Genomic DNA, 23666 nt, shown 5'->3' with positions numbered 1-23666 from the left:
TCGAAATGTACATTGGCGGGTCCTTGCTGAGGGTCCGCCCTGTGCCGGGGAGGTTGTTTTTATGCGCCCGGACGGACGGAAAGACCAAGAATGACCACGCTGACCGCTGCCACTTCGCAGCATCCGATGGGCCTGCCGACGGGAACGATGAGTCGGCCGGTCCCCGCGCCGGCGTCCGCTCCTGGGGGCGTCGGTATGACCGGGGCCGAGGTCCTTCGCATCGTCCGTCAGCGGCTGGTCATGATCATTTTCTTGACGTTGTTCTTCGCAGGTCTGACGGTCGGAGTGACCTATCTGATGATTCGGTATTACCCCCAGTACAAGGGGACGGCGCTGGTATTGGTTCAGTCGATCAGCCCGCGCGACGTGATGGAGCCGATCAAGCCGCAGGAGGTGCGGGAGGAAGAAGTGGCGCGCCTGCTTCAGGACCAGGCGCTTTTCGTCAAGAGCCCTGAAGTACTGGGAGCGGCGCTGCAGGATCCTGAAGTTCGCGACACGGTTTGGTATCGCGAGGCGGAGCAGGAACAGGCCAAGAAGGGTGAAGACCCGGTGGATCTTCTGGGCGATATCCTGACGGCGGAACCTGTTCGCGATTCCAACTATGTGGGCGTCTCCGTGACATGGAAAGTGGCGGAGGAGGTGCCGAAGCTGGTCAACTCGATTGTCGCGAAGTACGTGGAGATCGTGGACCGGCAGCAGAAGCAATCGATTCGCGAGGCGGAAGAACAGATCGGCGCGGAAGTCGGGCGCGCCAAAGGGTTCCTCGATCAAAAGACCGCGGATATCGAGAAGTTCCGCGCGGAGTTCAACGTGTTGGGAGTTGCCCAGCGTGAGACGGAGGAGCGGATCCTGACGTTGACAGCGCTGGTGACGGAATTGCAGGTGGACATGTTCGGCAAGAAGGCGATCTATGACGCGCTGGCCAACGCGACGCCGGATTCCCTGCCCATTACGGCCGAACTGCAGAACCTGATCAATTCGGACCCGTTCATTTATCAGCTCGAACAACGGCTTCAGACGGCGGAAGAGGAACTGAATGCGGCCAAATCGCGGTTTGGGGAAAACCATCGCGTGGTGAAAGGAGCGCAAGTCGCCCGGGACGTCTCGGCGGACCGCGTCCAGGAGGAGCGCGCCCGCAAGATCGTCGAATATCAGCGCAATCAGATCGATCAGGCCAAACAGAGTTTTCTGGAGGCCCAGGAGCAGCTGGTCACGTTGAAAGACAGCCTGATCGAAGCGCGAGCCGAGCAGCAGGACAAGGACGCCAAGCAAGCGAAGTATCTGCGGCTGGAAGACGAGCTCGAGCAATACAAGACGCAGTACGAACAGCTTCAGGAGAAGAAACATCTGCTAGAGGTGACACTGCGGCAGAAGAAATCGGTGCAGATCGAGGCCCGGTCCTGGGCGAAGGAGCCGAAGCGGCGCTCCAGTCCGAAGTGGGAGATTTGGGTGCCAATTGGGAGTTTCCTGGGGCTGGCAGTGAGCATTGGTTTTGCCCTGCTTCTGGAGATGGCCGACAAGAGCGTGCGGACGCCGCGCGACGTCCTGCGGCATTCGATCCCCGTGCTCGGCACCATCCCGTCGACGGAAGACGACGAAATCGAAATCCCGCGGGTGGAGACGGCGAGCCTGGATGCCCCGCACTCGGTCGTCGCGGAGTCGTTCCGCAACCTGCGGGCGAACCTGTTCTTCAGCGCGCCCGCCGAGCAGCAGGGCGTGATCCTGGTGACGAGTCCGAGCGGCGGAAACGGCAAGACGACGGTGGCGACGAACCTGGCGATCTCGATTGCCCTGTCCGGGCGGCGCGTGCTCCTGATCGACGCGAACTTCCGGCGGGCCTGCCTGCCGCGGATCTTCGCGGGGATGCGCGACGAGGGGCTGTCCAATGTGCTGATCGGCCAGGCGCACCTGGACGACGTGGTGACGACGACGAGCGTGCCGGGCCTGGACGTGCTGAGCGCGGGCCCGGTGCCGCCCAACCCGGCGGAATTGCTGGGCAGCACGCTGCTGCGGGATTTGATCGTGGAGGCGCGGGCGCGGTACGACCAGGTGATTTTCGACGGCCCGCCGGTGCTGCTGGTGAGCGACGCGATGGTGCTGGCCGGCTCGGTGGACGGGGTGCTGTTGGTGTGCCAGTACCGGGAGACGTCGCGGGGCGCGCTGCAGCGGACGCAATCGCAGCTGGAGGCGATGAACTCGAGGATATTCGGCGCGGTCCTGAACAAGGTGGAGTCCCGCGCCGGCGGCTACTTCCGCAAGGCCTACCGCGAGTTTTACGCGTACAGCGAGCCGAGCGAGGAATCACGCGGCGAGACGCCGCAGCTCAAGTCCGACGTTGAGGGGGGGCAGCTTCGGGCCGATGACGCGGGTGCGGCGCCTGCCGCGGGGTCGACGGAGGCCGGCGACATCGACTCGACCGCGAGGGCGGAATTGGGCGCCGATCTGCTGCCGTCGGTCGACGATATTTCCCCCGCGATGGACGAGCCGCTTCCGACGGTGGAGACGATTTCCCCGGGGACCGGTTCGGACTGGGGCACGATTGATCTGGATCAGGAGATCGACGCGATCAGCGGCGAGAAGCTGCTGACCGAGGATGATCTCAAGCTGGATGACAGCACCCCGCCGGAGGAACCGGGACTCGCCGACGAATCCGGCGACGCCGAACGGCCTCGCTAAGACGCAATTCCCGCGATACAATCCGCTTTTCCATAGTCCGGACGGAGACGCCCATTGCGTGATCCGATTCAATTGGCGCGGGGGATGCTGAAGGAGCAGGCGGAGGCGCTGGGCGCCCTGGCCGATCTGGTGGGCGAGCCTCTTCAGAAGGCCGTCGCGCTGGTTCTCGCCGCGCGCGGGCAAGTCGTCGTCTCGGGTCTGGGCAAGAGCGGGCTGATCGCGCGGAAGATCGCGGCGACGCTGGCCAGTACGGGCACGCCGGCGATCTTCATGCACCCGGTTGAAGGCGTTCACGGGGATTTGGGGGCTGTCGGGCAGGACGCCGCACTCCTCGCGCTTTCAAAGAGCGGTCACACCGAAGAACTGGTCAGTTTCGTCGGGCATTTTCGCCGGGTGGGGGGGAAAGTCATCGCGATCTGCGAGGCGGGGCAGTCGCCACTGGCCGAACTCGCGGACGTGGTCCTGCCCATCCCCCAGCGACCGGAGGCCGGGCCGTTGGCTCTTGCCCCAACGACCAGCACGTTGATGACGCTGGCGCTGGGCGATGCGCTGGCGATGGCACTCTTGGATTCGCGGGGATTCAGTGAAGAGGAATTCGCGAGGTTTCACCCGGACGGGAGCCTGGGCCGGCGCTTGCTTATGCGAGCCTCCGACTTGATGCACGGCGGGGAGCAACTCGCCTGCGTAAAGGAAAGGGCGACGTTTAATGAGCTGCTCGTGGAGATGACGAGCAAGCGACTGGGCATGTCCTGTGTGGTGGCTGAAAAGGGCGAGTTGCTGGGTGTCTTTACGGATGGCGACCTGCGGCGGCTGCTGACGCGCTGCGAAACGCCGGGGAAGCTGTCGGCGGGGCAGGCGTGGCGGCAGAGTCGCCGCGACCCAGCGGATACGCCGGTTCGCTCGTCGACGGTCCCGCCGGTGACGCTGGCGGTGGACTGCCTGCGGATTATGAGGGAGAGCGAAATCACCGTTCTTGTGGTGTCCGAGGATGGGCACCGACCGGTGGGGATTGTGCGGTTGCAGGATTTGGTGCGGGCGGGGCTGGGTTAAGGGAGGGCGAGGCTCCCGCCGAGCCTTCCCAGGCGGGATGTCGGGGTAGGCGGAGATGGAACTCCATAACAGCACGCATTTGGACAGTGCGACCTTGGAGAGGCTCTTTCAAGAAGCGGTGGCGGACTGGCCGCATGACGGGATGCGCGTGTTCGTTCGATACAGCCGGGGGTCGGATTTCTCGGGGAGCTGCTACTACCGGCCGCCGCGGATTCATATCAACCTGGGGCGGCGGAATCGCTACCCCTATGCGATTCGCACGCAGATCGCCCGGGCCCGGTCGGATCGGCGATCATGGTGGCGGGAGCTCTATGAGGTAGAGGCAGCGGACGCCGTTCAACTGGCGTTTTTCCTGTTCATGCACGAATTTTACCATTGGCTGGTGCGGAAGGCCCGGCGGAACAGCCGGCAAAAGGAGGGCCGGTGCGACCGGTTCGCGGTGCGGGGGATGGTGGAGCGATGGGGGGTGATTGTTCGCGATACCAATGGGCGGGCGGTGCCGCGGGGAGAGTGGGACTTTCAGGACCTTGATGGGTTCGTGGCGGCCGCGCGTCGGACGGGGGTGCGGAATCGGATCGTGCGGACGATCCGACCGGCGGTCGTGGCTTCGGCCGCGGGGTTGGCAGCGGCCCGAATCGCGAACCCGGCAAATCGCGGCGGCCAGTTGCTGCTGTTTCCGGTCGAGTAATCCGATCTAACGATGACGGTTGGCACGTCCGGTCGAAGTTGCAGGTCCGAAACCGGAATCCGGCTTGACTTATAATATTCTGGCTTATATTATGTTACAGTAGGTTGGAGCGGCTGTTCGCGATGGGGAAATAACACTCCGCTTCGGGGGATTCCGATTCGGGCAGATTGCCACGCGTCGAATCGGCGTAGGAATTACGGCGAACAGTTAGCCTAGAATCGATTGAGATTCCATCTCATCGAGTTCGGTTTCCGGACCGATGGGAGTTTTAGAAAAACCCGTCTTCCACTCGCTGCGGCGCCCTTTGACCGCGCCAAAACCAACAGGGCGCCGCACGCCTTTTTTACACTTCTCAGATTGCTTCCGCGGCTGAATGGGTGGGGTCGCAATCGCTTACGCGTCAGATGTTCATGAGATGATCGGGATGGCGCCTGGCGAAAGCCTCGACGCCGGCGGCGTACCGTTGCAAGGTATTGGCGATCGCGGCGTCTTCGTCGCCCTGCGCTTGTTCGGGGGTGAGCAGCGGGGGCGTGACGATGAGCTGGTAGTAGAAGTTGCGCCGGGAGACGACGAACCCCTGAATGGTAGGTGCGCCGTTGCGGAGGGCGATCTGCACCGGGCCGGCCAGGATATTGCGCGTTTCGCCGAAGAGCGTGACGGGAACGGTCTTGGTGTTATCCCCGCGCTGGCGCTCGACGTCGAGGAGGCTGGCGACGACGCCGTTTTTCTTCAGGTGGCGGTAGAGCATGCGCGGGAAGGACGAGGCGAGGACGATGTTCATCTTCGCCACTTCGGGGAAGGTGTCGCGGTACTTTTTCTGGATGTACCGGCGGACGTGGCTTTCCCGGCCGTCGCGGACGCCGGCAATGTCATAGCCCAAGAGTGCGCCCATCAGGCCGGCAACATGGGCGGCTCCAAAGTGGCAGAGGGCGATGTAGACACCCTTGCCATCGGAGAGGGCGGCGTCGACGTATTCCTGCCCCTTGGGCTTGATGCGGTTCATCAGTTTGGCGCGGGGGATGCGGTCCATGATGGTGTAGAACATTTTGTCGCAGCGGACGCGCATGAAATAGCGCCAGGTGATGCGGCGGCGCTGGGCGGGCGTGAAATCGTCGTGGAAATATTGGACCAGTTTGCGATCGACGCGGCGGCGGCGCTTGTAGTCCGACAGGTATTCCAGCGTGGCGAAGGCCTGGCCGAGCTTGTAGAGGCCGGAGAGACCGAAGCAGCGGGCGTAGGTCATGAGGAAGCCGCGAACGAAGGCGATGCGGGCGCGGATAAACCAGGGGATGGGACGGTCGGGCAGAAGTGATGGCGATGCGGACGCATCGGCGGAAGGCTCGGCGTCGAGGCGATTCGAAGTAGGCGGATCGATCTGCATGACAGGGCCGTTTGCCGACATGGTTGTGACGCTAGTCCAGGACAATTCGTCCTTCTTGAAAGTCGATCTCCAAACGATGTCCACGGAAGAAATCAAGACCTAGCAACCCATCGACCGACGCACTCGGCGGCAACGTGTGCGCGAGTACCGGCAACGATTTCCGATGTTGACCCAGCGCTTCGATCTGAGAGATTGACAGGCGGGGGGCATACTCGATACCGCTCCCCGTCGTTACCCTGACGCGCTCCTCGGCGGCCGCTGGGTCGTATCCCGCATAGACAAGCTTGGCTGTGTTGAACATCGTGCCCGTCGCGCCTGTATCGAGCGCCAGCCGGGCATAACTCATTCCGGCAGGCCCCCAGAATCGCACGTTAACGATGATTAAGCCCTCGGTGGGATCGAACGAAAAACTCATAGCGCGATCGCCGTGTCCTTGGGCATGCGGCCGGTAAAGAGGGTAGCAGATTGTTTGGGGCGAAGCTCAAGCATTTTTTGATAGACTTCATCCCTGTCTTTGCTGTGCCATACTACCTTGCCCCGAACGACTTCCAAGTTTTCGTCTACCTCTGGATCCTCAACGAGAATCCATTCGGAGTCGTATCGATTGCAAATTTCCGCAATGGACAGGATATCGGCCACGATTACTCGCTCCTCGCCAATAGTATAAGTGCCTCCCCCTGCTTATTCACTCTTCCTCTTCCTTATGCGGCTTGTACTGGGCGATGATCGCCTGCGCCTCGTTCGAGGGGACGGGTTCGTAGTGTGAGAGTTCCATGGCGAAGCTGCCCTTGCCGCCGGTGATGGAGCTGAGGCGCGAGTGGTAGTCGGCGACTCTGGCGAGCGGGACCTGCGCCTTAATGACGGCCAGGTTGCCGGGGAGCATGTCCTGTCCGCTGGGGCGGCCGCGGCGCTGGGCGAGGTCGCCGGTGATGTCGCCGACGTTGTCCTGAGGGACGGTGACTTCGATGTTGACGATCGGTTCGAGCAGGACGGGCTTGGCCTTGAGGATGGCGTCCTTGAAGGCGTACTTGCCCGCCGTCTTGAAGGCGACTTCCTTGGAATCGACGGGATGGTCTTTACCATCCGTGATCATCACCTTGATGTCCTGAAGCGGGAAACCGGCGAGGGCCCCCTGGCCCATCAATTCCATGACGCCTTTGCGAATCGCCGGCTCGAAGCTGCTGGGGATTGATCCGCCGAAGATATCCCAAGACCATTCCAAGGGCGGTTCGGTGCCGCGCGGGAGCGGTTCGACCTTGAGATAGACCTCGCCAAACTGCCCCGCGCCGCCGGTTTGCTTCTTGTGGCGATGGTGCCCCTCGGCCGTCATCGTAATCGTCTCGCGGTAAGGGATTTTTGGCGGCTTGGTGTTGACGGTGAGTTTGAACTGCCGCTGCATCTTGGAAAGGATCGCGCGGAGGTGCAAATCGCCGACGCCGCTGATCACCAGTTCGTGGGTCTGCGGGTCGTGCACCGCCTTGAAGCAGGGGTCGATGTCCGTGAAGCGACGGACGGCATCGCTGATCTTGGTCTCGTCGCCGCGAGCCGTCGGCTCGAGGGCGAGCGCATACATCGGGTTCGGGAATTTCGGCATTGGTACTTTGCCTTCCACCGTGTCGCCGAAGACCGTGTTCCCGATATGAAAATCCATCTTGGCGACGGCAATGATGTCGCCCGCAATGGCCTCATCCACGTCCTTATGGTCCGCCCCCTGAAACTTGAGAAAGTGGCCTGGTCGGGCGCCTTTCTTTTCGCCGGGCATGAGCAGCGTGCCGTCGGGCTTGAGGCGGCCGGCCAGGGCGCGAAGAAAGGCGTACTTGATGTGGCTCTTGTGATCGACGGCGATCTTGAAGACCTGACCGCAAAAGGGGCCGCCGGCGCTCAGCGGTTTTTCCTCGCCGCCGACGATGAGCTTGCGCTGTTTACCCTGCGTGGGGTTGGGGCATTCCTTGGCCAGAAAGGCGAGCAGTTCCTTGATGCCGACGTTGGCGCGGGCGTTGGTGAAGAGGATGGGGACGATCTTCCCGGCGGCGATCGCCTTGGGCAGATTGACTTCCACTTCCTCGGCGGAAAGCTCGCCGGCTTCGAAGTATTTGTTCAAGAGGGCGTCATCGACTTCGGCGACGCGCTCGACGATGTTGGTGTGCGCCTCGGCGACGCTGGAGACGTCGACGTCGCCCTTGTCGTTGGCGATGCAATCGACGACGGACTTGCGACCGCCCGACGGGAGGTTGATCGGCGTGACTTCCGGGCCGATGGTTTCCTTGAGGGCCTTCATCAGATCGTCAAGATGGACGTTCTCGCCGTCGATGCGGTTGACGACGACGACGCGGGCCAGACCGTTGGCGGCGGCCTGGTCCTTCAGGCGGCGGGTGTTGACCTGGACGCCGGCGGAAGCATTGACGACGATGACGGCGGTCTCGACGGCGGCCAGGGCGGCGATGGCCGGGCCGATGAAGTCGGGCGAGCCGGGCGTATCGATGACGTTGAGCACGCGCTTGTCGTGCGCGAGACTCAGGATGTGCGACTCGATCGAGATGCCGCGCTCTTTTTCTTCCTCGTCCACGTCCAGGTGGCTGGTCTTGTCGGCGACGCTGCCGAGCCGGCCGGTCGCGCCGGTCGTGTGGAGCAGGGCTTCACAAAGAGAGGTCTTTCCCGATCCGCTATGTCCCACCAGGGCGATGTTGCGGATGTCCTCGGTCGTGTAGTTGGGCATGGGGCCTCCGACTCTCCATAAACGCGGCCAACTGAACAGGTACCCGCCGCGGGCTTTCTGCCTCCCGGCGGGCCGATGCAAAGACTGAAAATGTTACCGGCGCGGGCCGTGAGCGGCAAGCAAACGGGAACGACGTCAACCTCCTGTGGCCGACGATTCCGGCACCAGAACTCGCGTGTAGAGCCAGTAAACGAAGCACAGAAAGACGCCCTCGACGAGGACGCCAAGCAGACCGTCTACGACGCCGTGCAGCCAGACGAGCAGGACGGCAAATGTCAGACTATTTACGACGATGGAAGCGATCGATTGGAGGCGCTGACCGGCGACGCCGGGCTCGTCAGATTCCTTGCGGCGCAGGCCCCACAGTACGCCGGCGGCCAGCGTGGCGGAGAAGGCGATGGTGTAGGGCAGCAGCGTGACGACGGATTCGCGATCTTCGGCGCGCCAGAAGACCACGACGATGGACGTGATCAGTGCGCCGAGGGCGATCCAGACTGAGAGCAGTGCGAACATGGATTCACACGATGACTGCCGCGAGTTCGCGGCGTCGAAAGACCCAGACGGCGACAAGCATCACCAACATCCCTTTCACGAGCACGAATTTCCAGGTCTTCTCCCAGAGTATGCGCCAGCCGACTGCCCGCCCCTCGATCAAATGGCGGACGGGGTCGACGTCGCCGATGGAGAGTACCCAACCAAAGGTTTCGACCGTCGTCTTCCGGATCTGATAGGCCAAGTCGCGATCGTAGTCGGGCGGGGCGTATTCCTCGGAGACGGCGAGCGAATCAGCGACGAACCCCATGGACGAGCTGATGATGTAGAGCGTGAGGACGATGAGCGCGCCGACGGGAAAGCTCAGGAATGTCGAGGCGCAAACCCCGAAGGCGGCCAGGCAGGCCAGAGGGATGAGCAGAGCCAGCGCTGCCTGAAAGAGACTCAGTTCAAACGAGCCGACGCGATAAAGCACTTCCACTTCTTCGCCTTCGATGTCGAAAATCGCATCGAGCCGGCGGGGATCAATATTCACGACGCTGACGCGGATGGTTCCGTCCGGCTCGATGCCCTGCTGGGGGATTTCCAATTCGTTCGTCGTGTTCACGGGAAATGTGTCGGCCTGTTCGAGGAAATTGGGCTTTCGCGGGTCGCCCAGTCCCCATAGGCACAACAGGGTGTCGGCTTCCAGCGTTCGACCCTCGAAGCGCGCCGCCAGCGGCGGCGACGACGTTCGGAACTTGAAGCGGATGCTCATGATGTGGTCAGAACCCTCCTGGGGAGGCGGGCCCTTCATTTCCCATTGGCGACCGTCGCCGGGAGCGATGGTGATGTACTGCGCGCCGAGGGCCGTGCGAATCTGGTCGCGAATGCGCTTGTCCGACCAGCCTTCGGGGAGCCGATCTTCCGACTTGAGCCGGTCATAGAGTTCATCGATGTCCTTGGTCAGGTCCGGGACAGGCGCGGGAATCCCGGTGCGGGCGACGAGGACCTGGCGGCGCAATTCGTCGAAGCGGCGGAGGTTGACACGGCTGGGTTCGGGCAGGCGGATGAGGATGTCCCCGATCTGCTGCCGGGTTTTTCCGAGGGCGTCGGCAAACGCCGCGATGAGGGGGCTGCCCATTCCCTTGGCGCCGGGCCCCCGGACCTGTTCGAGTCGATCGACCACGGCGGCGGCCTGGCTGGGCGTGAGCGCGCCGTACGTTTCGAGGTCGTGCAGGAGGGTACCCTTGTAGCGTTCCACGATAATGGTCGTGCCGACACGGGTCATGAGGACGGCCAGCGCGAGCAGCAAGACGTTGAGCGTCATGATGCCGACCCACTTGCCGGCGACGATCTGCCAGCGGGGGATCGGTTTGGAAACGACGCCGTAGATCTGCCGGCTGACAATCTCGACGGAAAGGCTGCGACACGAGAAGAGGATGGTCAGCAGGGCGAGTATGAAGCCGGTAAAGCCCATCGAATACGAGATGAACATCTGCAGGCGGCCTTTGATGGTCCCGTCGCCTTCGGCGGTGAGCCAGAAGAGGGGGATCGCCACGAGGATCATCAGGGCGAAGCCGGAGGCGACTTTGGCGCGGATCCCCTCGGCCAGCGTCGTGCGGGCGACGGCGGTGATGCGCTGGCGGGCGCCGCGCAACTCCCAGCCGCCGACTTCGCCGGCCTGGCGATTGAAGGCCTGGCGGATCACGTACACGAGCGTCAGCAGGCCCATGAGGCCGCCGAAGGTGAACATGATCATGAAGAAGGTGTTTTCCATGGGGCGGCGACCGTGAGAGGAGAGATCAGGAGGAGGAGTCCGACGGCGGCGGCTTCGAGGGCGAGGGTTGAAGCAGGCGTTCCAGCACGGCGCGGTCGGGTTCGCGGTGCGGGAGGGGTGATTCAATAGGCCCAGCGACTTCAGCGGGGGGCGCCGGCTTTTTTCCTTTTTCAAGTTGCTCGATGAGGTCGGTTCGCGGGGCCGGGGCCGGCGGGGACGAGACGTCCGTATCGACGGCGACGGGCGGCGCGGCATGGCGGCCGGCCTCCACCAACTCGTCGACGAGCGAGGCGGGCGTGCCGCCCTTGCCACCGAGAAACTCGGAGACGCCGACGGTCGATTCGGCGCCGCTCGTTTGCAGCTTTTCGCGCTGAGCCTGGCTGACGACGCGAAGGAAGAGCGATTCGAGGCGGTCGGTGGGGTGATCGACGGAAAGTGTGTCGCTTCCTGATTGGGCGATGATCTCGCGGATCTTGCGAATGGCGACGTCGTTGAGTTGGCGGGCGGTGATCTGTGTGACGTCGCGCCGTTCCAACAGATCGCCAACGGGACCGAGGGCCTGCCGACGACCGCCGTACATGATCGCGACGCGGTCGCACACGTCCTCGACATCGGCGAGCAGGTGGCTGCACAGCAAGACGGTCTTGCCGCGCTCGCCGAGGATTTCGATGACGTCCTTGATCTGGCGCGTACCGACGGGATCGAGGCCGGTCGTCGGCTCGTCGAGGATGAGGAAGTCCGGGTCGTTGATCAAGGCCTGGGCGAGGCCGATGCGGCGGGCCATCCCCTTTGAGTATGTACCGACGGGCCGGCGGCCGGCGCGCTTGAGGCCGACCATTTCGATGAGCTGTTCGGTGCGTTTGCGGCGCTCGTGGCGATCGAGCTTAAAAAGGCGACCGTAGTAGTCGAGCGTCTCATACGCGTTGAGATAGCGGTAGAGATAGGACTCTTCGGGCATGAAGCCGATGCGGGCTTTGACGGCGGTGTCCGTCGGCGGGCGGCCGAAGACGCGGGCCGCGCCCGAGGTCGGGTATAACAAGCCGAGCAGCATCTTTATCGTCGTGGATTTGCCGGAGCCGTTGGGCCCCAGCAGGCCCAGGACTTCGCCGGGGCGGACGTCGAGATCGAGATGGTCGACGGCGAGGACCTTGTCCCGCCCCCAGAAGTCCTGAAACACTTTGGTGAGGGCGACGCACTCGACGACCGGCGGCAGGGTGCGGTCGGTGCTCATGGCATCACCAGCTCCGGTTTTTTCTTGCGGGGTTGCCCGGCGCCGAGGTCGTGATCGTCCCTCTTATCCCGCGCGGCCGCGGGCATGTCGGAACTGCGGGGAATTCTCAGCCAGATCTTCCCGTCCCGATCCTTGGATACCCACATTTTTGCGATTTCCGGGTTGTCCAGAGCGCGGGCATAGGTTTCGTCGCGGAGGCGGCTGATGAAGATCTCCGGGTTGCGCTGATACTCGGGCAGCAGGGACTTGAATTGTTCCCAGTCGCCGGCGGCCTCCTTGACGACCTGGTCGCGCTGGATCATGGCCCCCTTGATGATTCCCTGGACACTGCCGCTGGCTTTTTCCAGGAGCGCCTCGACCTGCACGCGCTGCGCGTCGTATTGCTTTTGCAGGTCCTCCGTTGACCCCTTTGCCGACTCCGTGGAAATGAGCTTGGTCAGGAGGTCGTATTCCTTCGAGATCGCCTCGGCCAACGGCGCAAAGTCCGGACCGGCGGCCTGCAATTTCCTCTCGCGAGCCTCCGAGCGGGCCTTGGTGATAGTCGAGGCCATTTCCGTCTGGGCGGAGAAGACCTTGTCGAAATCCTCCTGCACCTGCCGCGGGGGCAGGATCGCCTCGACGGTGCTGCTCTTGGGCGCGAGCACGCCGGTGTTGGGGTCGACGCTGATGCCCAGCGGCGTTCCCGCCTGGGCCAATTCGTCGAGTTTTTGATTGATCCCCCGGGCGACGGCCAGCAGAAATTCGTCCTGCTTGCTTCCGCGAATGACGAGGGCTTCTTCGCGGGCGGCACACTCGATCACGGCATCCCGCGCGAGACTCGACAGGATGGTGTATTCGGGATATCGCTCGAACGCCGGGGACCTGGGACCGGCGAGAGGGGCGGGCATGGGATGGACGTAGGTCACATAGTTGACGGCGTCGGTGATGCGGTACTTGATGATCAGCGAGGCGTGCAGGATGTTGACGTCGCCCGTGATGAGATAATCGTCGCGGAGCGGGCTCAAGGCGTTGTACTTGGGCCCGGCGATGCCCGTCGCCTTTTCCTGATCAGAGAGCTGGAACATGAACTCGACCGGAAGCTCGCGCTCGCTGGTGGGGACGGTGATCCAGCGCTCAAAGGGATAGGGCCAGGACCAGTGCCAGCCGGGCCGGAGCACGGCGGCCTCGGTAGGCTGACCGGGCGCGGCGCCGACGATCCGGCCGTAACGGAGGACGAGGCCCTGCTCATGTGGTTTGACACTGAACCAGCCGCTGAGGAAATAGAGGACGACGAGGACGAGCATGAGGAGCTTGAGGATGCCGAAGCTCTTGCGCAGGGCCTCGGCCAGCGATTGATTCGCCGGGTCGAGCGCTTCCTCCTGCCCGGGAGCGACGGGCAGAGAGCGATCGGGTTGGGAAGGCGTCGAAGTCATGGGCGGCGTCATTCTCCATCTCTCGGGGGCCGGACGTCATTCGATTCGGCCTGGGCGGTTTTTTGAGCGCCGCCCTGGGCGACATCTTTCTGCGATTGGGGGGGCTGGGGCGTCGGCGCGGCGTTCCGGAGAAGCTTGAGAAACTCGAATTGATTCGCATCGAGGACGAGAGTGGATTGGCCGCTCTCCAGAATCTTCAGGAGCGTCTCCTTCGTTTTCAGGAGGTTGCTGAGTTTCTGATCTTTCATGAATTCCTTGTTGTAGCTGGCGGCGATGGCGTCGCCCTGGGCCTCGATCTGTTTGGCATACGCCTCGGCGCGAGCCAGGATCTTGTTGGCGACCTCCGCCGCCGTGGAGCGTATCTCCTGACCCTTGGCCTGCCCCTCCGAGGTCAGTTCCTTGATCGTCGCCTGCCGGTCTTCCTTCATGCGGGCGAAGACCTCCTTGGTGACGGACTCGGGGATGCCGAGCCGCTTGATGCCGACGGTGACGATTTCGATCCCGTAGTTTTTGAGGGCCTGTTCGCGGATGCCGCCGAGGAATTCCTTCTCGATCTCCGCGAATTTCATTTCCTTGGGATCGACATTGACGAGATGGCTCAGGGGATGGGTTCGCAGGACGATGGAGACGCGGTTTTCCAACAGGTCGCGAATCTTCGCGCCGGCGGCATCCTCCTTGCTGACGGCCTTGAGGAACTGCCTGCCGTCGGCGATGCGCCATGTCGCGTAGGCGGTCAGGACGATCGTCTTCTGGTCCTCGGTGCCGAGCTGGCGGAAGTCGGTCTCGAACGAGCGGAGGCGGGTGTCGTAGCGATGGATGCGATCGATGGGCCAGGGCATCTTGAAGTGCAGGCCGGCGTTTTTCGGTTCGACGGTTTCGACGATCTCGTCAAAGCGCGTCACGACGGCGGTCTCGGTGAAGCGCACCTGAAACGCGCACATCATGAAGACGATGATCACGACGACGAGGGCCGCGACCAATAAGGCTGGGATGTTTCTGGTCATAGGAACCAATCTCGCTGCGGGTTAAAGAGGTTTCTAGCGTCCTTGTTCCGCCATTCGCTCCAGGGTGGTCATTTCCTTTTCGCCTTGGAGAATATCAATCGGCTGCGGCGGACGCAGGTCCATCTCATAGGTGACGGCGGAGGAATCTTCGAGCACGATGATGTACTTGCGCACATGGTGCAGCCCCTCCTGCATCATCTTGAGGTATTGGCGATAGAGATAGACGCGCGGCGCCATTTGATAGGCGGCGAGCTGGGTCGCATAACTCTCCGCTTCGGATTGCTGGTCGAAGACGCGCGTCAGGGCGTTGCGCAGGGCGTCCACGGCCCGTTTGCGGGCCTCGCCCCCCACCTCGGTCAGCAGAAGGCGCTCCACCTCGGCGGTCCGTTCCGCGAGATTCGCGGCGCCCTCGGCGCGGGCCTTGTCCTCGGCCACGATGGCGTCGTACAGGGCCTGCCACTGCGTGCCCGCGCTTTCCACGCGCCGTTGGGCTGCATCGCCCAGGGCTTCCTTGATCGACGCGTCGCGCGTCTCGAAGGCGCTGACCACATCTTCGTACGCCTTGGCGACATCTTCGTCCGGCGGAGGGTGTACGCCGCCGATCCCGACGTGGACGATCTTCACGCCCAGCCCCCGGCCGTCGTAGCCCGCGCCGTCGCAGGCCTCCTGAATGCGCTCATGGAGCAGGCGCGACGCCTCAATGCCGCCGTGACCCAGCAGGTCGAGCACGTCCGCCTGCGCGGCGTAGCTGGTCAGTTCGCGGAAGGCGAGGGATTCGATGATGGCGGGGACATCCTCGGCCTGGGCGTGGTAGCGGATGACTTCCGCGTCGTCGTCCTTGACGCGCCATTGGACCGGCATGTTCATGCTGAGCAGGTTGATCGGCACCTTCGCCGTGGCCGAGGCGGTCTTATCGGCGACGAGGAGTTGGTATTCCTTCTTGTAGTGCTTCTTGGTCCAGAGGATCGGGGCGCCGATCTCAACTTCGTCTTTGACTTCGGACTCTTCATAACCGATGGCCATTCGCTGGACGCGCTCGACGGGGATGATCGTCGCGCGGTCGATGGGCCAGAACCAGGTGAAGTGGATGCCGGGCTTGGCGGTGTGTTCGGGCCGGCGGCCGAGATGTTCGATGACGGCCTGGTGACCCGGGGGAACGACGACGATGCAGGTGAGGGCGGCAATGACGGCGACCTGGACCAGCAGCAGCGGTATCACGGCGCGGCCGAGGAGCTTGTAGAACCACGTTTCGCTGACCCGAAAGCCGAACTGATAGTCGATGGCATTGGCCATGCTGCGGAGGATGCCCTCCGGCTCGCTGAACATGCCGAAGAGGCGGCTGTCATAGAAGGAGCGCTGCTCCTCATGGGGAACGCGCGGGCGGTAGAAATCCAGGACGAAGTTGATGATCGTTTCGGCGGCGAGGATGATGAGAATGGCGCCGATTCCCCAGCCGAGCCAGTGGTCCACTCCCTCAATGCCGCTGATCTTGCAAAGGAGGGCGACGCAGACGGCGAGGCACAGGGCGCTGGTGCCGAACATGAAGTTTCCGCCGGCGCGAAGCAGAGACCACTGCCGGATGCGGCTCATCCCCAGGGCGTAGCGCGAGAGCATGAAGCAGGCAAAGGCGATGCCGCCCATGAAGAAGAGCAGGACTGTCGCGGAATCGCCTATCGCGCCCGTTGGGCTCGTATCGGAGGCAAAGCGCCAGGACCACTTGAAGACGGCTTTAAGCGGCAGAACCAACGTGGCCGCGCCAAGGTGGTACAGCGCGATCAGCAGGGCGAGGGACGGGACGAGATAGCGCTCGATGGTCCGCAGGCGGCGGCCCATGGCGAGGGCCTCCATCTGATCGAGGTCTTCCTCTTTGAAGATCGTTTGCGCCCCGGCGAGATGTCCCTGGCGCTGGCGCTCCAGTTCCGCGACTTCCAGCCGTTCCTCGGCGACCAGCCGCTGCTGGTGAAGCTGGATCAACGAAAGCAGCCAGATGCCCACGGCGCCGAGGGCCTGAAAGGCCGTGGCCCAGACCGCGGTGCTTTCGCTCCATACGGCGAGGATGACCAGGAGGACCCCGGCCAGGAGGCTGGTCAGTCCGCCCAACAGGGCGACGCCTTCGCCACGTTTGTCTGTATTTCCCATCTACGCCCTTAACTGACTCTCGCCGTGACTCGCCGTCGGCGGCTCCCGGTGCAGGTATGCAAGGGAGGGGGTCGCCATGGGCGACCGGGATTGCGTATTCTACGGAAGCCTGACCGGGTGCCAAGCACTAGACTCTGCCCTCGATCGTATTATCGCTTAAGATCACGACGCATCGCATGAATCAACTCGCGGCCATCGCCAAGAATACGCTGCTGCAGACGTTTCGGCAGCCGCTTTACGGGATCATCGTGATCGTGACGCTGGGCGGGATCGCCCTCGCGCCGTCACTGACCGGCTGGACGCTGGACGACGACAATAAGTTGTTGCGCGACATAGGATTGTCTACGCTCCTGATCCAGGGGTTGTTCTTGGCGGCCTTCGCCGCGTCCAGCGTTATTGACTCGGAAATCGAGGATAAGACGGTCCTCACGGTCGCAGCCAAGCCGGTTTCGCGCGGGGTTTTCGTTCTGGGCAAGTATCTGGGCGTCCTGGGAGCCATCCTTGCGGCGCACTATCTGGCGGGCATCGCCTTCTACATGGCCATGCGGCACGGCGTCCTGCAAAGCGCGTCGGAAGAGCCCGACATGACGGTCATCGTGCTGGGGCCGCTCCTGATGGTGGTTCTGGCGCTGGCGGCGACCGTACTGAACTACCTCTATGAATGGCGGTTTCTGCCGACGCTGGTGACGTTGGCCCTGCCGTTCGCGACGATGGCGACGGGGGTGCTGCTGGTGATGGACCGGGATTGGAAGCTGGCGGCGTATGAGACGACGCAGGAACTCGAGAAGCTTCCTTCGGAGGCGGCGGAGGAGTCGGCGCTGAAGGGGATCATCTGGTTCCGGCCGAGCGAGGGGGAAGCGCGCCTGGCGGGGCACAAGGGCCAGCTCGTGCGCAATGACTGGAAGGGCCCGATTTCGAATGAGGAGCAGGATTATCTGCTGGGTCTGCACGATTCGATTAAGTGGCGGCAGGACGTCAATTTCCTGGTGGAAGAAACGCGGAAGAAACAGGGGACGGAAATCTTCAAGGCGGGATGCCTGACGCTGGTGGCCGTCGCGCTTTTGGCGGCGTTTGCCGTGGCGGCGTCGACGCGCCTCGGGACGCTGGGCACGTTCCTCGTTTGTTTCGTCGCGCTGTGCGCCGGTCTGTGCAGCGATCAACTGATCCGGCCGCTGGCGGAAGACGGCATCGCGTGGGCGCGGTGGGTCTACCCGGCGTTGCCGAATTTTCAATTCTTCTGGATGGTGGATGCGCTGAGCGAGCAGTTCATCATCCCGTGGCGGTACGTCCTGTCGGCGGCGGGCTATGGGGCGGTCTATACGCTGGCGATCATCGCGCTGGCCACGGCGATGTTCGAGACGCGGGAAGTGGGCTGATCTCTCTTATGCTTTTGCGGCGGGCACTGGCTTCCGCGCTGCCATCTGCGCCGGCGGGCGGCCTTTGGCGAGGGGGGCGGATTTGCTGATGGAGTCCGGGGTTTTGGCGCGGCCGTTGTCGGAGGCGGAAGCCACCGATTTAGAGTCTGCGGCCTTGGAATCCGCTGACTTCGCATCCCCTGGCTTGGCGTCTGCCGGTTTCGGCGGCGTCAGGAGCCCGCTGATCTCCAGAATCTTCTTCGTGATCTCCTTGCACAGGTCGGGGTTGTCGCGGAGGAAGGTCTTGGCGTTCTCCCGGCCCTGGCCGAGTTGGACGTTGCCGTAGCGGAGCCACGCGCCCTGCTTCTCCACGATCGTGTGTTTGGTGGCCAGATCGAGCAGGTCGCCTTCGCGGCTGATGCCGCTGTCGAACATGATATCGAAGTGCGTCTCGCGGAACGGCGGGGCGACCTTGTTCTTCACGACGCGGGCCTTGACCTGGTTGCCGATGACCTGCTCGCCTTCCTTGATCGAGGCGACGCGGCGGACGTCGATCCGGATGGAGCTGTAGAACTTGAGCGCGCGACCGCCGGGGGTCGTCTCGGGGTTGCCGAACATGACGCCGATTTTCTCGCGGATCTGGTTGATGAAGATGACGATCGAGCGGCTCTTGGCGATGCCGGCAGTCAGCTTGCGCATGCCCTGGCTCATCAAGCGGGCCTGTACGCCGACGGAGGCCTGGCCCATCTCGCCTTCCAACTCGCTCTTGGGCGTCAGGGCGGCGACGGAGTCCACGACGATGACATCGACGGCGTTGGAGCGGACGAGCATGTCCGTGATCTCCAGGCCCTGCTCGCCGCAATCGGGCTGGCTGACGAGGAGCGTCTCGGGGTTCACGCCGCAGCGCTTCATCCACGAGGGGTCGAGGGCATGTTCGGCATCGACGAAGGCGGCGACGCCGTCGCCCCGCTGCGCCGCGGCGATGATGTGCAAGGCCAGCGTCGTCTTACCGCTGGACTCGGGGCCGAAGATCTCCACGATCCGACCGCGGGGCACGCCGAAGCCGCCCAGGGCCAGGTCGAGGGAGAGGGCGCCGGTGCTGATGCCGTCGCTGGCGGCACGGGCGTTCGGGTCCATTTGCATGATGGCGCCCTTGCCATAGGCCTTTTCGATCTGTTGAAGTGCCCGGTCCAGGGCCTGTTGTCGCTTGCCATCGCCAGTGGTTGCGGTCATCGTATGTTTCTCCTTGGGGCCGTCGGCTGCGGGACCGGTCATCGGCGGACCCGATGCTCGACGGTCGATACCCTATCATGCCAGAATGTCGGCCGTCTGGCAAGAAAAATTTTAGGCAAAAGTTAGGTACGCTTCAAGGGCCCCTGGAGGGGCAAAAAACGGGTTTTTTGGGGGGCTGACGCGGGGAGGGGAGGCCAGAGCACTGGGTACCAGACGACAGGAGTCAAATAGGAACTCATGTCACGAATAAATCTCGGTGGGTTAGCAACCCCCTCCCCTGCATCTCCTGCTCAACTGTTCAGAACCGTATCATAGGCGGATCGCCTCCAATGCGATTGGTTGAATTGGATCATCGACAAGGTGGCGCGAAACATCGCAACGATGTGGCCGCCTCATTTGCCCAAAATCGCGATGCCGAGCTTTTTCGCGGCCGATCGGAGATCGTCGTCCAGCGTGGCCAGAGGAAGTCGTCGCCGCTGGGCGAGTTCCAGATAGGCCGCGTCATAGGACGTGAGCCCGTGGGTGCGGCAGAGCGGGAGCAGGTGGGTAAACGCCCGCTGGGGGGATTCTCCGTCGAATTCGATATCCAGGGCTTGCAGGCGCGTCAGGAAGTCGGCGGACTTCTCCGCCGTGTGGCGCTTGCGTTTCTCAGCCATGGCAAGAACGTTTGCCACCTCCAGGAACCAGTGGGGAGGAACCAGGGCGGATTCATTTTCGAGGCGGTCCAGGACGCTTGCGGACGCCGTGGTTGCTTCGTCCGGGAAGCACCACGACATCGTGATCGAGCAATCGAGCACGAAGGCGGTGTTCACGGACGGCCCTCGGCGATCAGATCCTTAATCCGCAAGCCGCCGAGACTGTTTCCCTGGGCGAGTTTACGAATCGCTTCGATGGCTTTTCGGCGCTCTTCCCGCGTCTTTTTTTGATGGACGGGAACCATCCGCGCCACGGGCAAACCGTGGCGTGTGATCGTGATTTCTTCCCCGCCCTCGACGCGTTCGAGCAGCTTGGAAAAATTCGTCTTGGCGTCGTAGGCCCCGACCGTGCTTTCGTGCTCAATCACGATGATCAATCCCCATGCGATTCGACTAGTCTAAGACTAGTTTAACCGGCAGAAAGTCTATTGTCAATTATTTTGTCAATAACTACAGCTATACCAGATAGTTATGAATCCAAGCGAGCTACGACTGATTTGGCATATTCGGGGTCACCGGCGAAATCTGGTGGCAGGCCGGGCCGGGCCGTGACAGTGCATGGGCGGTGCGGCGCGGCTTTTCGAATGGCCGCTTCCAACGAATCCAGACGAAGTTGCCGATCGTTGGTGGCCAGAAAGAGGATGCCGCCGGGATCGAGGCGCTCGATCGTCTCGGAGACCAGGCGCGGCAGTTCCGCGCGGAGTTCAAAAACGGCAGTGGGGCGGCGCCGGCGAGAAAAGGTCGGCGGGTCGAGGATCGCCAGGTCGAAGCGCAGGTTTTGGCGGCGGGCCCGCTTCAAAAACTCGTAGTAATCTGAACAGTAGAACCGGTGCGGGTCGGTCGACAGGGCATTCGCCGCGAAGTTGCGCTTGCCCCATTCAAGATAGCGCCTGGAGAGATCGACGCTGGCGACCGACGCCGCGCCGCCGCGGGCCGCCGCGACCGAAAAGCCGCAGGTGTAGGCGAAGGCGTTGAGCACCCGCCGGCCGCGCGCCAGCTCGGCGATTCGCCGGCGATTGTCGCGATGTTCGAGGAAGAGACCGACCGAAAAGCCGTCGTAGGGGCGGATGAGATAGGTGAGGTCCCTTTCGCGGATCGGGATTTCCTCGGCGACGGCCTCGCCGATCCAGGGTGTGGGGTCGCTATGCGCCGCCCGGATTTGGGCTTCCGTCCCTCCCCGGTCGCGGACGAAGTGCTTGAGATAGACGGAGGTTGCGGCGAGGCGATCGCGCCATTGGTTCATGACCGGCCGCAGTTCGTCCGGCGTCGGCCCCGGGAGGCCTTCGTGAAGCTGGACGATCAAGACCGGCCCCCATTTTTCGACGACGAGATTGTCGATGCCGTCGGCCCGGCCGTGAAAAAGGCGCACGGCTTCGATCTTTGGGTCGGCGAGGGGGTCTTTGCGGCGCGCGAGGGCGGCGTTGAGTCGGGCATCGAGTGAGCGCGCGGCGGTCACAGAGGAGACTATAACAGCGCCCAAACGTTACTCTAAGAGGGCGTCGGTCAGGCCGGGGATGTCGGCGGCGTCGATCCGGCCGTCGGCGGTGAAGTCGGCGACGAAGGATTCGCGGAACGTGAGGGGGATCGGGTTCAGCAATCGCTCGATGTAGAGCGGGATGTCGAGACCGTCGGCGTGACCGTCGGCGTTGAGGTCGCCGGCATCGCTGGGCATCGGGGCGGAAGCCGATTCATTTCCCACGACAACGCGATAGCACTGCAGCCAGCGCTGGTAGTCGACGAGGGTTACGCAGCCGTCTTGATCCAAATCGGCAGCGGGGTTGAAGTTCGGCTCGCCGGCGCAAAATCCGTAGGCGAGAAGAAAGGCAGAGAAATCGGTTCCGGTCACGCTTCCATCGTCGTTCAAATCGCAGAGCGGACAGAGGCCGAACTCCCAGGTGTCGCTAAGGTAAAAGTCTCTGTCTTCATTGAAATCGTAGTAAAGACCGGCGTGCAGGACGATGGCTCCGCGAACGCTGTCGTACGCCATGGCGGTTTCCCAGCGCCCCGACGCATCCACCGCCGGACTGCGCTCGGTCCAATCGGTGCCGTCCCACTCCCAGGTATCGTTGTTTGTATGGACGTTCGTAATGCCGCCGAAGAGCACCGTGACTTTTTTCCAGGAGTCGTAGGTCATGGCGTGACCGTAGCGTTGCGACGGACGGGTTGTTGGATTGCGCTGTGTCCAGATTGTGCCATCCCATTCCCAAGTATCTTGATAACCAAACCATCCGCCAAACAGCACGCTCACGCCGCGAGCGCTATCATACGCCATTGCAGGCAAGGGACGGGACACAGGGTGCGTCGAGGGGGAGCGCTGTGTCCATGTGCCACCGTCCCACTCCCACGTGTCTCCGTTGAATAATACGCTAACGCCTCGAGCGCTGTCATAGACCATTGGCCCTGACTGGGTTGGGCTGGGTACTGGAAATCGCTGCGTCCAATTAACCCCGTCCCACTCCCAGGTCTCTGGCCCGGCGCTGCCGCCGAAAAGCACGGTGACACCTCGCAAACTGTCATACGCCATGGCTTGAACTCGACGGGGCGATGGACTGTTCGACGGACCGCGCGGCATCCAGCCTGCCCCGTTCCACTCCCAGGTATCCCCGAGCAATTGGGTCCCGTTATCTCCCCCAAACATCACAGTCACACCACGGGCGCTGTCGAAGGCCATCGCGTGAAATCGACGTAATCCGATCATGGGATGCTGAGTCCAGCTTGTACCATTAAGGGTCCAGGTGTCGCCAAGGGCGCTGCCGCCGATACTTCCCCCGAAGAGAACGATTTCGGTGCGAGCGGCGTCATAGACCATCGTATGCAATGAACGCGCTGTTGCGCTGTTGGTCGGGTTGAGCTGCGTCCAACCCGTCCCATCCCACTCCCACGTGTCGTTTAGCGTAGTACTTGACGTTTGCCCGCCATACATCACGGTCACATTTCGAGTGGTGTCATAGGCCAATCTATGGTTCCTGCGGCTTGCAGGGATGGCACCGCCTATCGAAGGCTGTGTCCAGCTATTTCCATCCCACTCCCATGTGTCACCGAAGTAGGTGCTGCCGTTAAACCCTCCGAACAACACGGTCACCATGCGTGCGCTATCGAACGCGATGTCGTGAGAGGCCCTTCCCGGGGGCGTCAACTCAAATCCTCGCTGTGTCCACGTCATCCCATCCCACTCCCACGTATCGTTCAGATAGTGGTTGCTGCCATCGTAAAAATAGCCTCCGAACAGAACTGCCACATTTCGAATCGTGTCATAGGCCATCGCGGCACCGTAACGCTCAATCGGAGTGGTCGCCGGATTGCGCTGCGTCCAATCTGTCCCATCCCACTCCCAAATGTCGTTAAGGAGAATGCCTCCGCTGACTCCTCCGAACATCACCGTAACGCCGCGAGCGCTGTCATAGGCTATCGAATGGCTATAACGCGCCGGCGGGCTCGTGGCGGGCCTGCGCTGCAACCACGCCGTCCCATCCCATTCCCAAGTTTCGCCGCCGTTGGTAAATCCCCCGAACAGCACGGACACGCTCCGAGCGCTGTCGTACGCCATCGCATGACCAGATCTCGGCGAAATGGAATACACGCTCGCCCAATTGTCGCAGGCGGGATCAACCGCCCGCGCGGCGGGATGCAGATTAGGGAACGGCGCCAGCGAAAGTAACGCGAGGACGACTCCCGTTCGGGTCGAACGGCGCCTTATGCACAATCTGCGCTCACTCGCGATCATCGCAGGCCCTGGCGGTCGGTACGCGCCCGCGCCGAAACGTTGCCCGGTTAGCGAGTACGCATGCTTCGAGGAGGTTGATTATATCAGATCGGGGGCGCGGAATGGGCTAAA

Annotated in this window: 19 protein-coding genes; 4 read left to right on the top strand and 15 right to left on the bottom strand. The window is 62.8% G+C overall.

The features are described 5' to 3' along the window. The first annotated feature begins 90 nt into the window (after positions 1 to 90). Genes VJZ71_15790 through VJZ71_15780 form a run of 3 tightly spaced genes read left to right on the top strand, consistent with a single transcriptional unit; the run spans position 91 to position 4414 of the window. Positions 91 to 2676, top strand: a complete 2586-nt coding sequence (locus tag VJZ71_15790) for a polysaccharide biosynthesis tyrosine autokinase (GenBank protein ID HKQ49534.1) — start codon at positions 91 to 93, stop codon at positions 2674 to 2676. Between the two features lie 54 nt (positions 2677 to 2730). Beyond that, positions 2731 to 3726 carry a KpsF/GutQ family sugar-phosphate isomerase gene (locus VJZ71_15785; GenBank protein HKQ49533.1) on the top strand — a complete coding sequence of 332 codons (996 nt, stop codon included), beginning with the start codon at positions 2731 to 2733 and terminating at the stop codon, positions 3724 to 3726. A gap of 55 nt (positions 3727 to 3781) precedes the next feature. Beyond that, positions 3782 to 4414: a hypothetical protein gene (locus VJZ71_15780; GenBank protein ID HKQ49532.1), complete on the top strand. Its 633-nt coding sequence runs from the start codon at positions 3782 to 3784 to the stop codon at positions 4412 to 4414. 400 nt (positions 4415 to 4814) lie between these two features. Here VJZ71_15780 and VJZ71_15775 read toward each other — a convergent pair whose 3' ends face one another. The 10 genes from VJZ71_15775 to VJZ71_15730 form a co-directional block, all read right to left on the bottom strand. Further along, the gene (locus VJZ71_15775; GenBank protein HKQ49531.1) at positions 4815 to 5840 is read right to left on the bottom strand and encodes a lysophospholipid acyltransferase family protein; all 1026 of its coding nucleotides are present in this window, start codon (positions 5838 to 5840) and stop codon (positions 4815 to 4817) included. After that, the gene (locus tag VJZ71_15770) at positions 5827 to 6210 is read right to left on the bottom strand and encodes a retropepsin-like aspartic protease (GenBank protein HKQ49530.1); all 384 of its coding nucleotides are present in this window, start codon (positions 6208 to 6210) and stop codon (positions 5827 to 5829) included. Before VJZ71_15770 ends, VJZ71_15775 begins: the two co-directional genes overlap by 14 nt. Further along, entirely contained in the window at positions 6207 to 6434 is a 228-nt protein-coding gene (locus VJZ71_15765) for a hypothetical protein (GenBank protein HKQ49529.1), read from the bottom strand. The genes VJZ71_15770 and VJZ71_15765 overlap by 4 nt, the downstream gene beginning before the upstream one ends. A 46-nt stretch (positions 6435 to 6480) precedes the next feature. Beyond that, entirely contained in the window at positions 6481 to 8511 is a 2031-nt protein-coding gene (gene fusA, locus VJZ71_15760; GenBank protein HKQ49528.1) for an elongation factor G, read from the bottom strand. A gap of 135 nt (positions 8512 to 8646) precedes the next feature. Next, positions 8647 to 9024 (bottom strand): hypothetical protein, encoded by a 378-nt coding sequence (locus tag VJZ71_15755; GenBank protein ID HKQ49527.1) that lies wholly within the window; start codon positions 9022 to 9024, stop codon positions 8647 to 8649. 4 nt (positions 9025 to 9028) lie between these two features. Further along, positions 9029 to 10762 (bottom strand): ABC transporter permease, encoded by a 1734-nt coding sequence (locus tag VJZ71_15750; protein ID HKQ49526.1) that lies wholly within the window; start codon positions 10760 to 10762, stop codon positions 9029 to 9031. A gap of 25 nt (positions 10763 to 10787) precedes the next feature. After that, on the bottom strand, positions 10788 to 11993 hold the full coding sequence (locus VJZ71_15745) for an ABC transporter ATP-binding protein (protein HKQ49525.1): 1206 nt from the start codon (positions 11991 to 11993) through the stop codon (positions 10788 to 10790). Then, on the bottom strand, positions 11990 to 13405 hold the full coding sequence (locus VJZ71_15740) for an SPFH domain-containing protein (protein HKQ49524.1): 1416 nt from the start codon (positions 13403 to 13405) through the stop codon (positions 11990 to 11992). Before VJZ71_15740 ends, VJZ71_15745 begins: the two co-directional genes overlap by 4 nt. An 8-nt stretch (positions 13406 to 13413) precedes the next feature. Beyond that, entirely contained in the window at positions 13414 to 14409 is a 996-nt protein-coding gene (locus VJZ71_15735; protein HKQ49523.1) for a protease modulator HflC, read from the bottom strand. A 33-nt stretch (positions 14410 to 14442) separates the two neighbouring features. Beyond that, entirely contained in the window at positions 14443 to 16548 is a 2106-nt protein-coding gene (locus tag VJZ71_15730; protein HKQ49522.1) for an SPFH domain-containing protein, read from the bottom strand. Between the two features lie 176 nt (positions 16549 to 16724). Between VJZ71_15730 and VJZ71_15725 the strand changes: the two genes are divergently transcribed. Continuing rightward, positions 16725 to 17924: an ABC transporter permease gene (locus VJZ71_15725; protein HKQ49521.1), complete on the top strand. Its 1200-nt coding sequence runs from the start codon at positions 16725 to 16727 to the stop codon at positions 17922 to 17924. A 6-nt stretch (positions 17925 to 17930) separates the two neighbouring features. Here the strand turns inward: VJZ71_15725 and recA are convergent, their stop codons facing one another. From recA to VJZ71_15700, 5 genes are all read right to left on the bottom strand, one after another. Then, positions 17931 to 19136, bottom strand: coding sequence for a recombinase RecA (gene recA / locus VJZ71_15720; GenBank protein HKQ49520.1), 1206 nt, complete (start codon positions 19134 to 19136; stop codon positions 17931 to 17933). 392 nt (positions 19137 to 19528) lie between these two features. After that, on the bottom strand, positions 19529 to 19948 hold the full coding sequence (locus VJZ71_15715) for a type II toxin-antitoxin system VapC family toxin (GenBank protein HKQ49519.1): 420 nt from the start codon (positions 19946 to 19948) through the stop codon (positions 19529 to 19531). Beyond that, the gene (locus tag VJZ71_15710) at positions 19945 to 20199 is read right to left on the bottom strand and encodes a type II toxin-antitoxin system prevent-host-death family antitoxin (protein ID HKQ49518.1); all 255 of its coding nucleotides are present in this window, start codon (positions 20197 to 20199) and stop codon (positions 19945 to 19947) included. Before VJZ71_15710 ends, VJZ71_15715 begins: the two co-directional genes overlap by 4 nt. Before the next feature lie 101 nt (positions 20200 to 20300). Beyond that, a complete protein-coding gene (locus tag VJZ71_15705; protein HKQ49517.1) occupies positions 20301 to 21287 on the bottom strand; it encodes a class I SAM-dependent rRNA methyltransferase in 987 nt (328 codons plus the stop codon). A gap of 27 nt (positions 21288 to 21314) precedes the next feature. After that, positions 21315 to 23378, bottom strand: a complete 2064-nt coding sequence (locus VJZ71_15700; GenBank protein ID HKQ49516.1) for a dockerin type I domain-containing protein — start codon at positions 23376 to 23378, stop codon at positions 21315 to 21317. Positions 23379 to 23666: the final 288 nt, after the last annotated feature.

Source organism: Phycisphaerae bacterium (assembly GCA_035275405.1).
Classification (GTDB): domain Bacteria; phylum Planctomycetota; class Phycisphaerae; order UBA1845; family UTPLA1; genus DATEMU01.
This window is presented reverse-complemented; position numbering and strand designations above follow the sequence as displayed.

Excerpts from the sequence above, each read along its gene's own strand:
- VJZ71_15790 (HKQ49534.1), top strand. The coding sequence starts at position 91 with ATGACCACGCTGACCGCTGCCACTTCGCAGCATCCGATGGGCCTGCCG.
- VJZ71_15780 (HKQ49532.1), top strand. The coding sequence starts at position 3,782 with ATGGAACTCCATAACAGCACGCATTTGGACAGTGCGACCTTGGAGAGG.
- VJZ71_15770 (HKQ49530.1), bottom strand. The coding sequence starts at position 6,210 with ATGAGTTTTTCGTTCGATCCCACCGAGGGCTTAATCATCGTTAACGTG.
- fusA (HKQ49528.1), bottom strand. The coding sequence starts at position 8,511 with ATGCCCAACTACACGACCGAGGACATCCGCAACATCGCCCTGGTGGGA.
- VJZ71_15755 (HKQ49527.1), bottom strand. The coding sequence starts at position 9,024 with ATGTTCGCACTGCTCTCAGTCTGGATCGCCCTCGGCGCACTGATCACG.
- VJZ71_15750 (HKQ49526.1), bottom strand. The coding sequence starts at position 10,762 with ATGGAAAACACCTTCTTCATGATCATGTTCACCTTCGGCGGCCTCATG.
- VJZ71_15745 (HKQ49525.1), bottom strand. The coding sequence starts at position 11,993 with ATGAGCACCGACCGCACCCTGCCGCCGGTCGTCGAGTGCGTCGCCCTC.
- VJZ71_15740 (HKQ49524.1), bottom strand. The coding sequence starts at position 13,405 with ATGACTTCGACGCCTTCCCAACCCGATCGCTCTCTGCCCGTCGCTCCC.
- VJZ71_15735 (HKQ49523.1), bottom strand. The coding sequence starts at position 14,409 with ATGACCAGAAACATCCCAGCCTTATTGGTCGCGGCCCTCGTCGTCGTG.
- VJZ71_15730 (HKQ49522.1), bottom strand. The coding sequence starts at position 16,548 with ATGGGAAATACAGACAAACGTGGCGAAGGCGTCGCCCTGTTGGGCGGA.
- VJZ71_15725 (HKQ49521.1), top strand. The coding sequence starts at position 16,725 with ATGAATCAACTCGCGGCCATCGCCAAGAATACGCTGCTGCAGACGTTT.
- recA (HKQ49520.1), bottom strand. The coding sequence starts at position 19,136 with ATGACCGCAACCACTGGCGATGGCAAGCGACAACAGGCCCTGGACCGG.
- VJZ71_15700 (HKQ49516.1), bottom strand. The coding sequence starts at position 23,378 with ATGGCGTACGACAGCGCTCGGAGCGTGTCCGTGCTGTTCGGGGGATTT.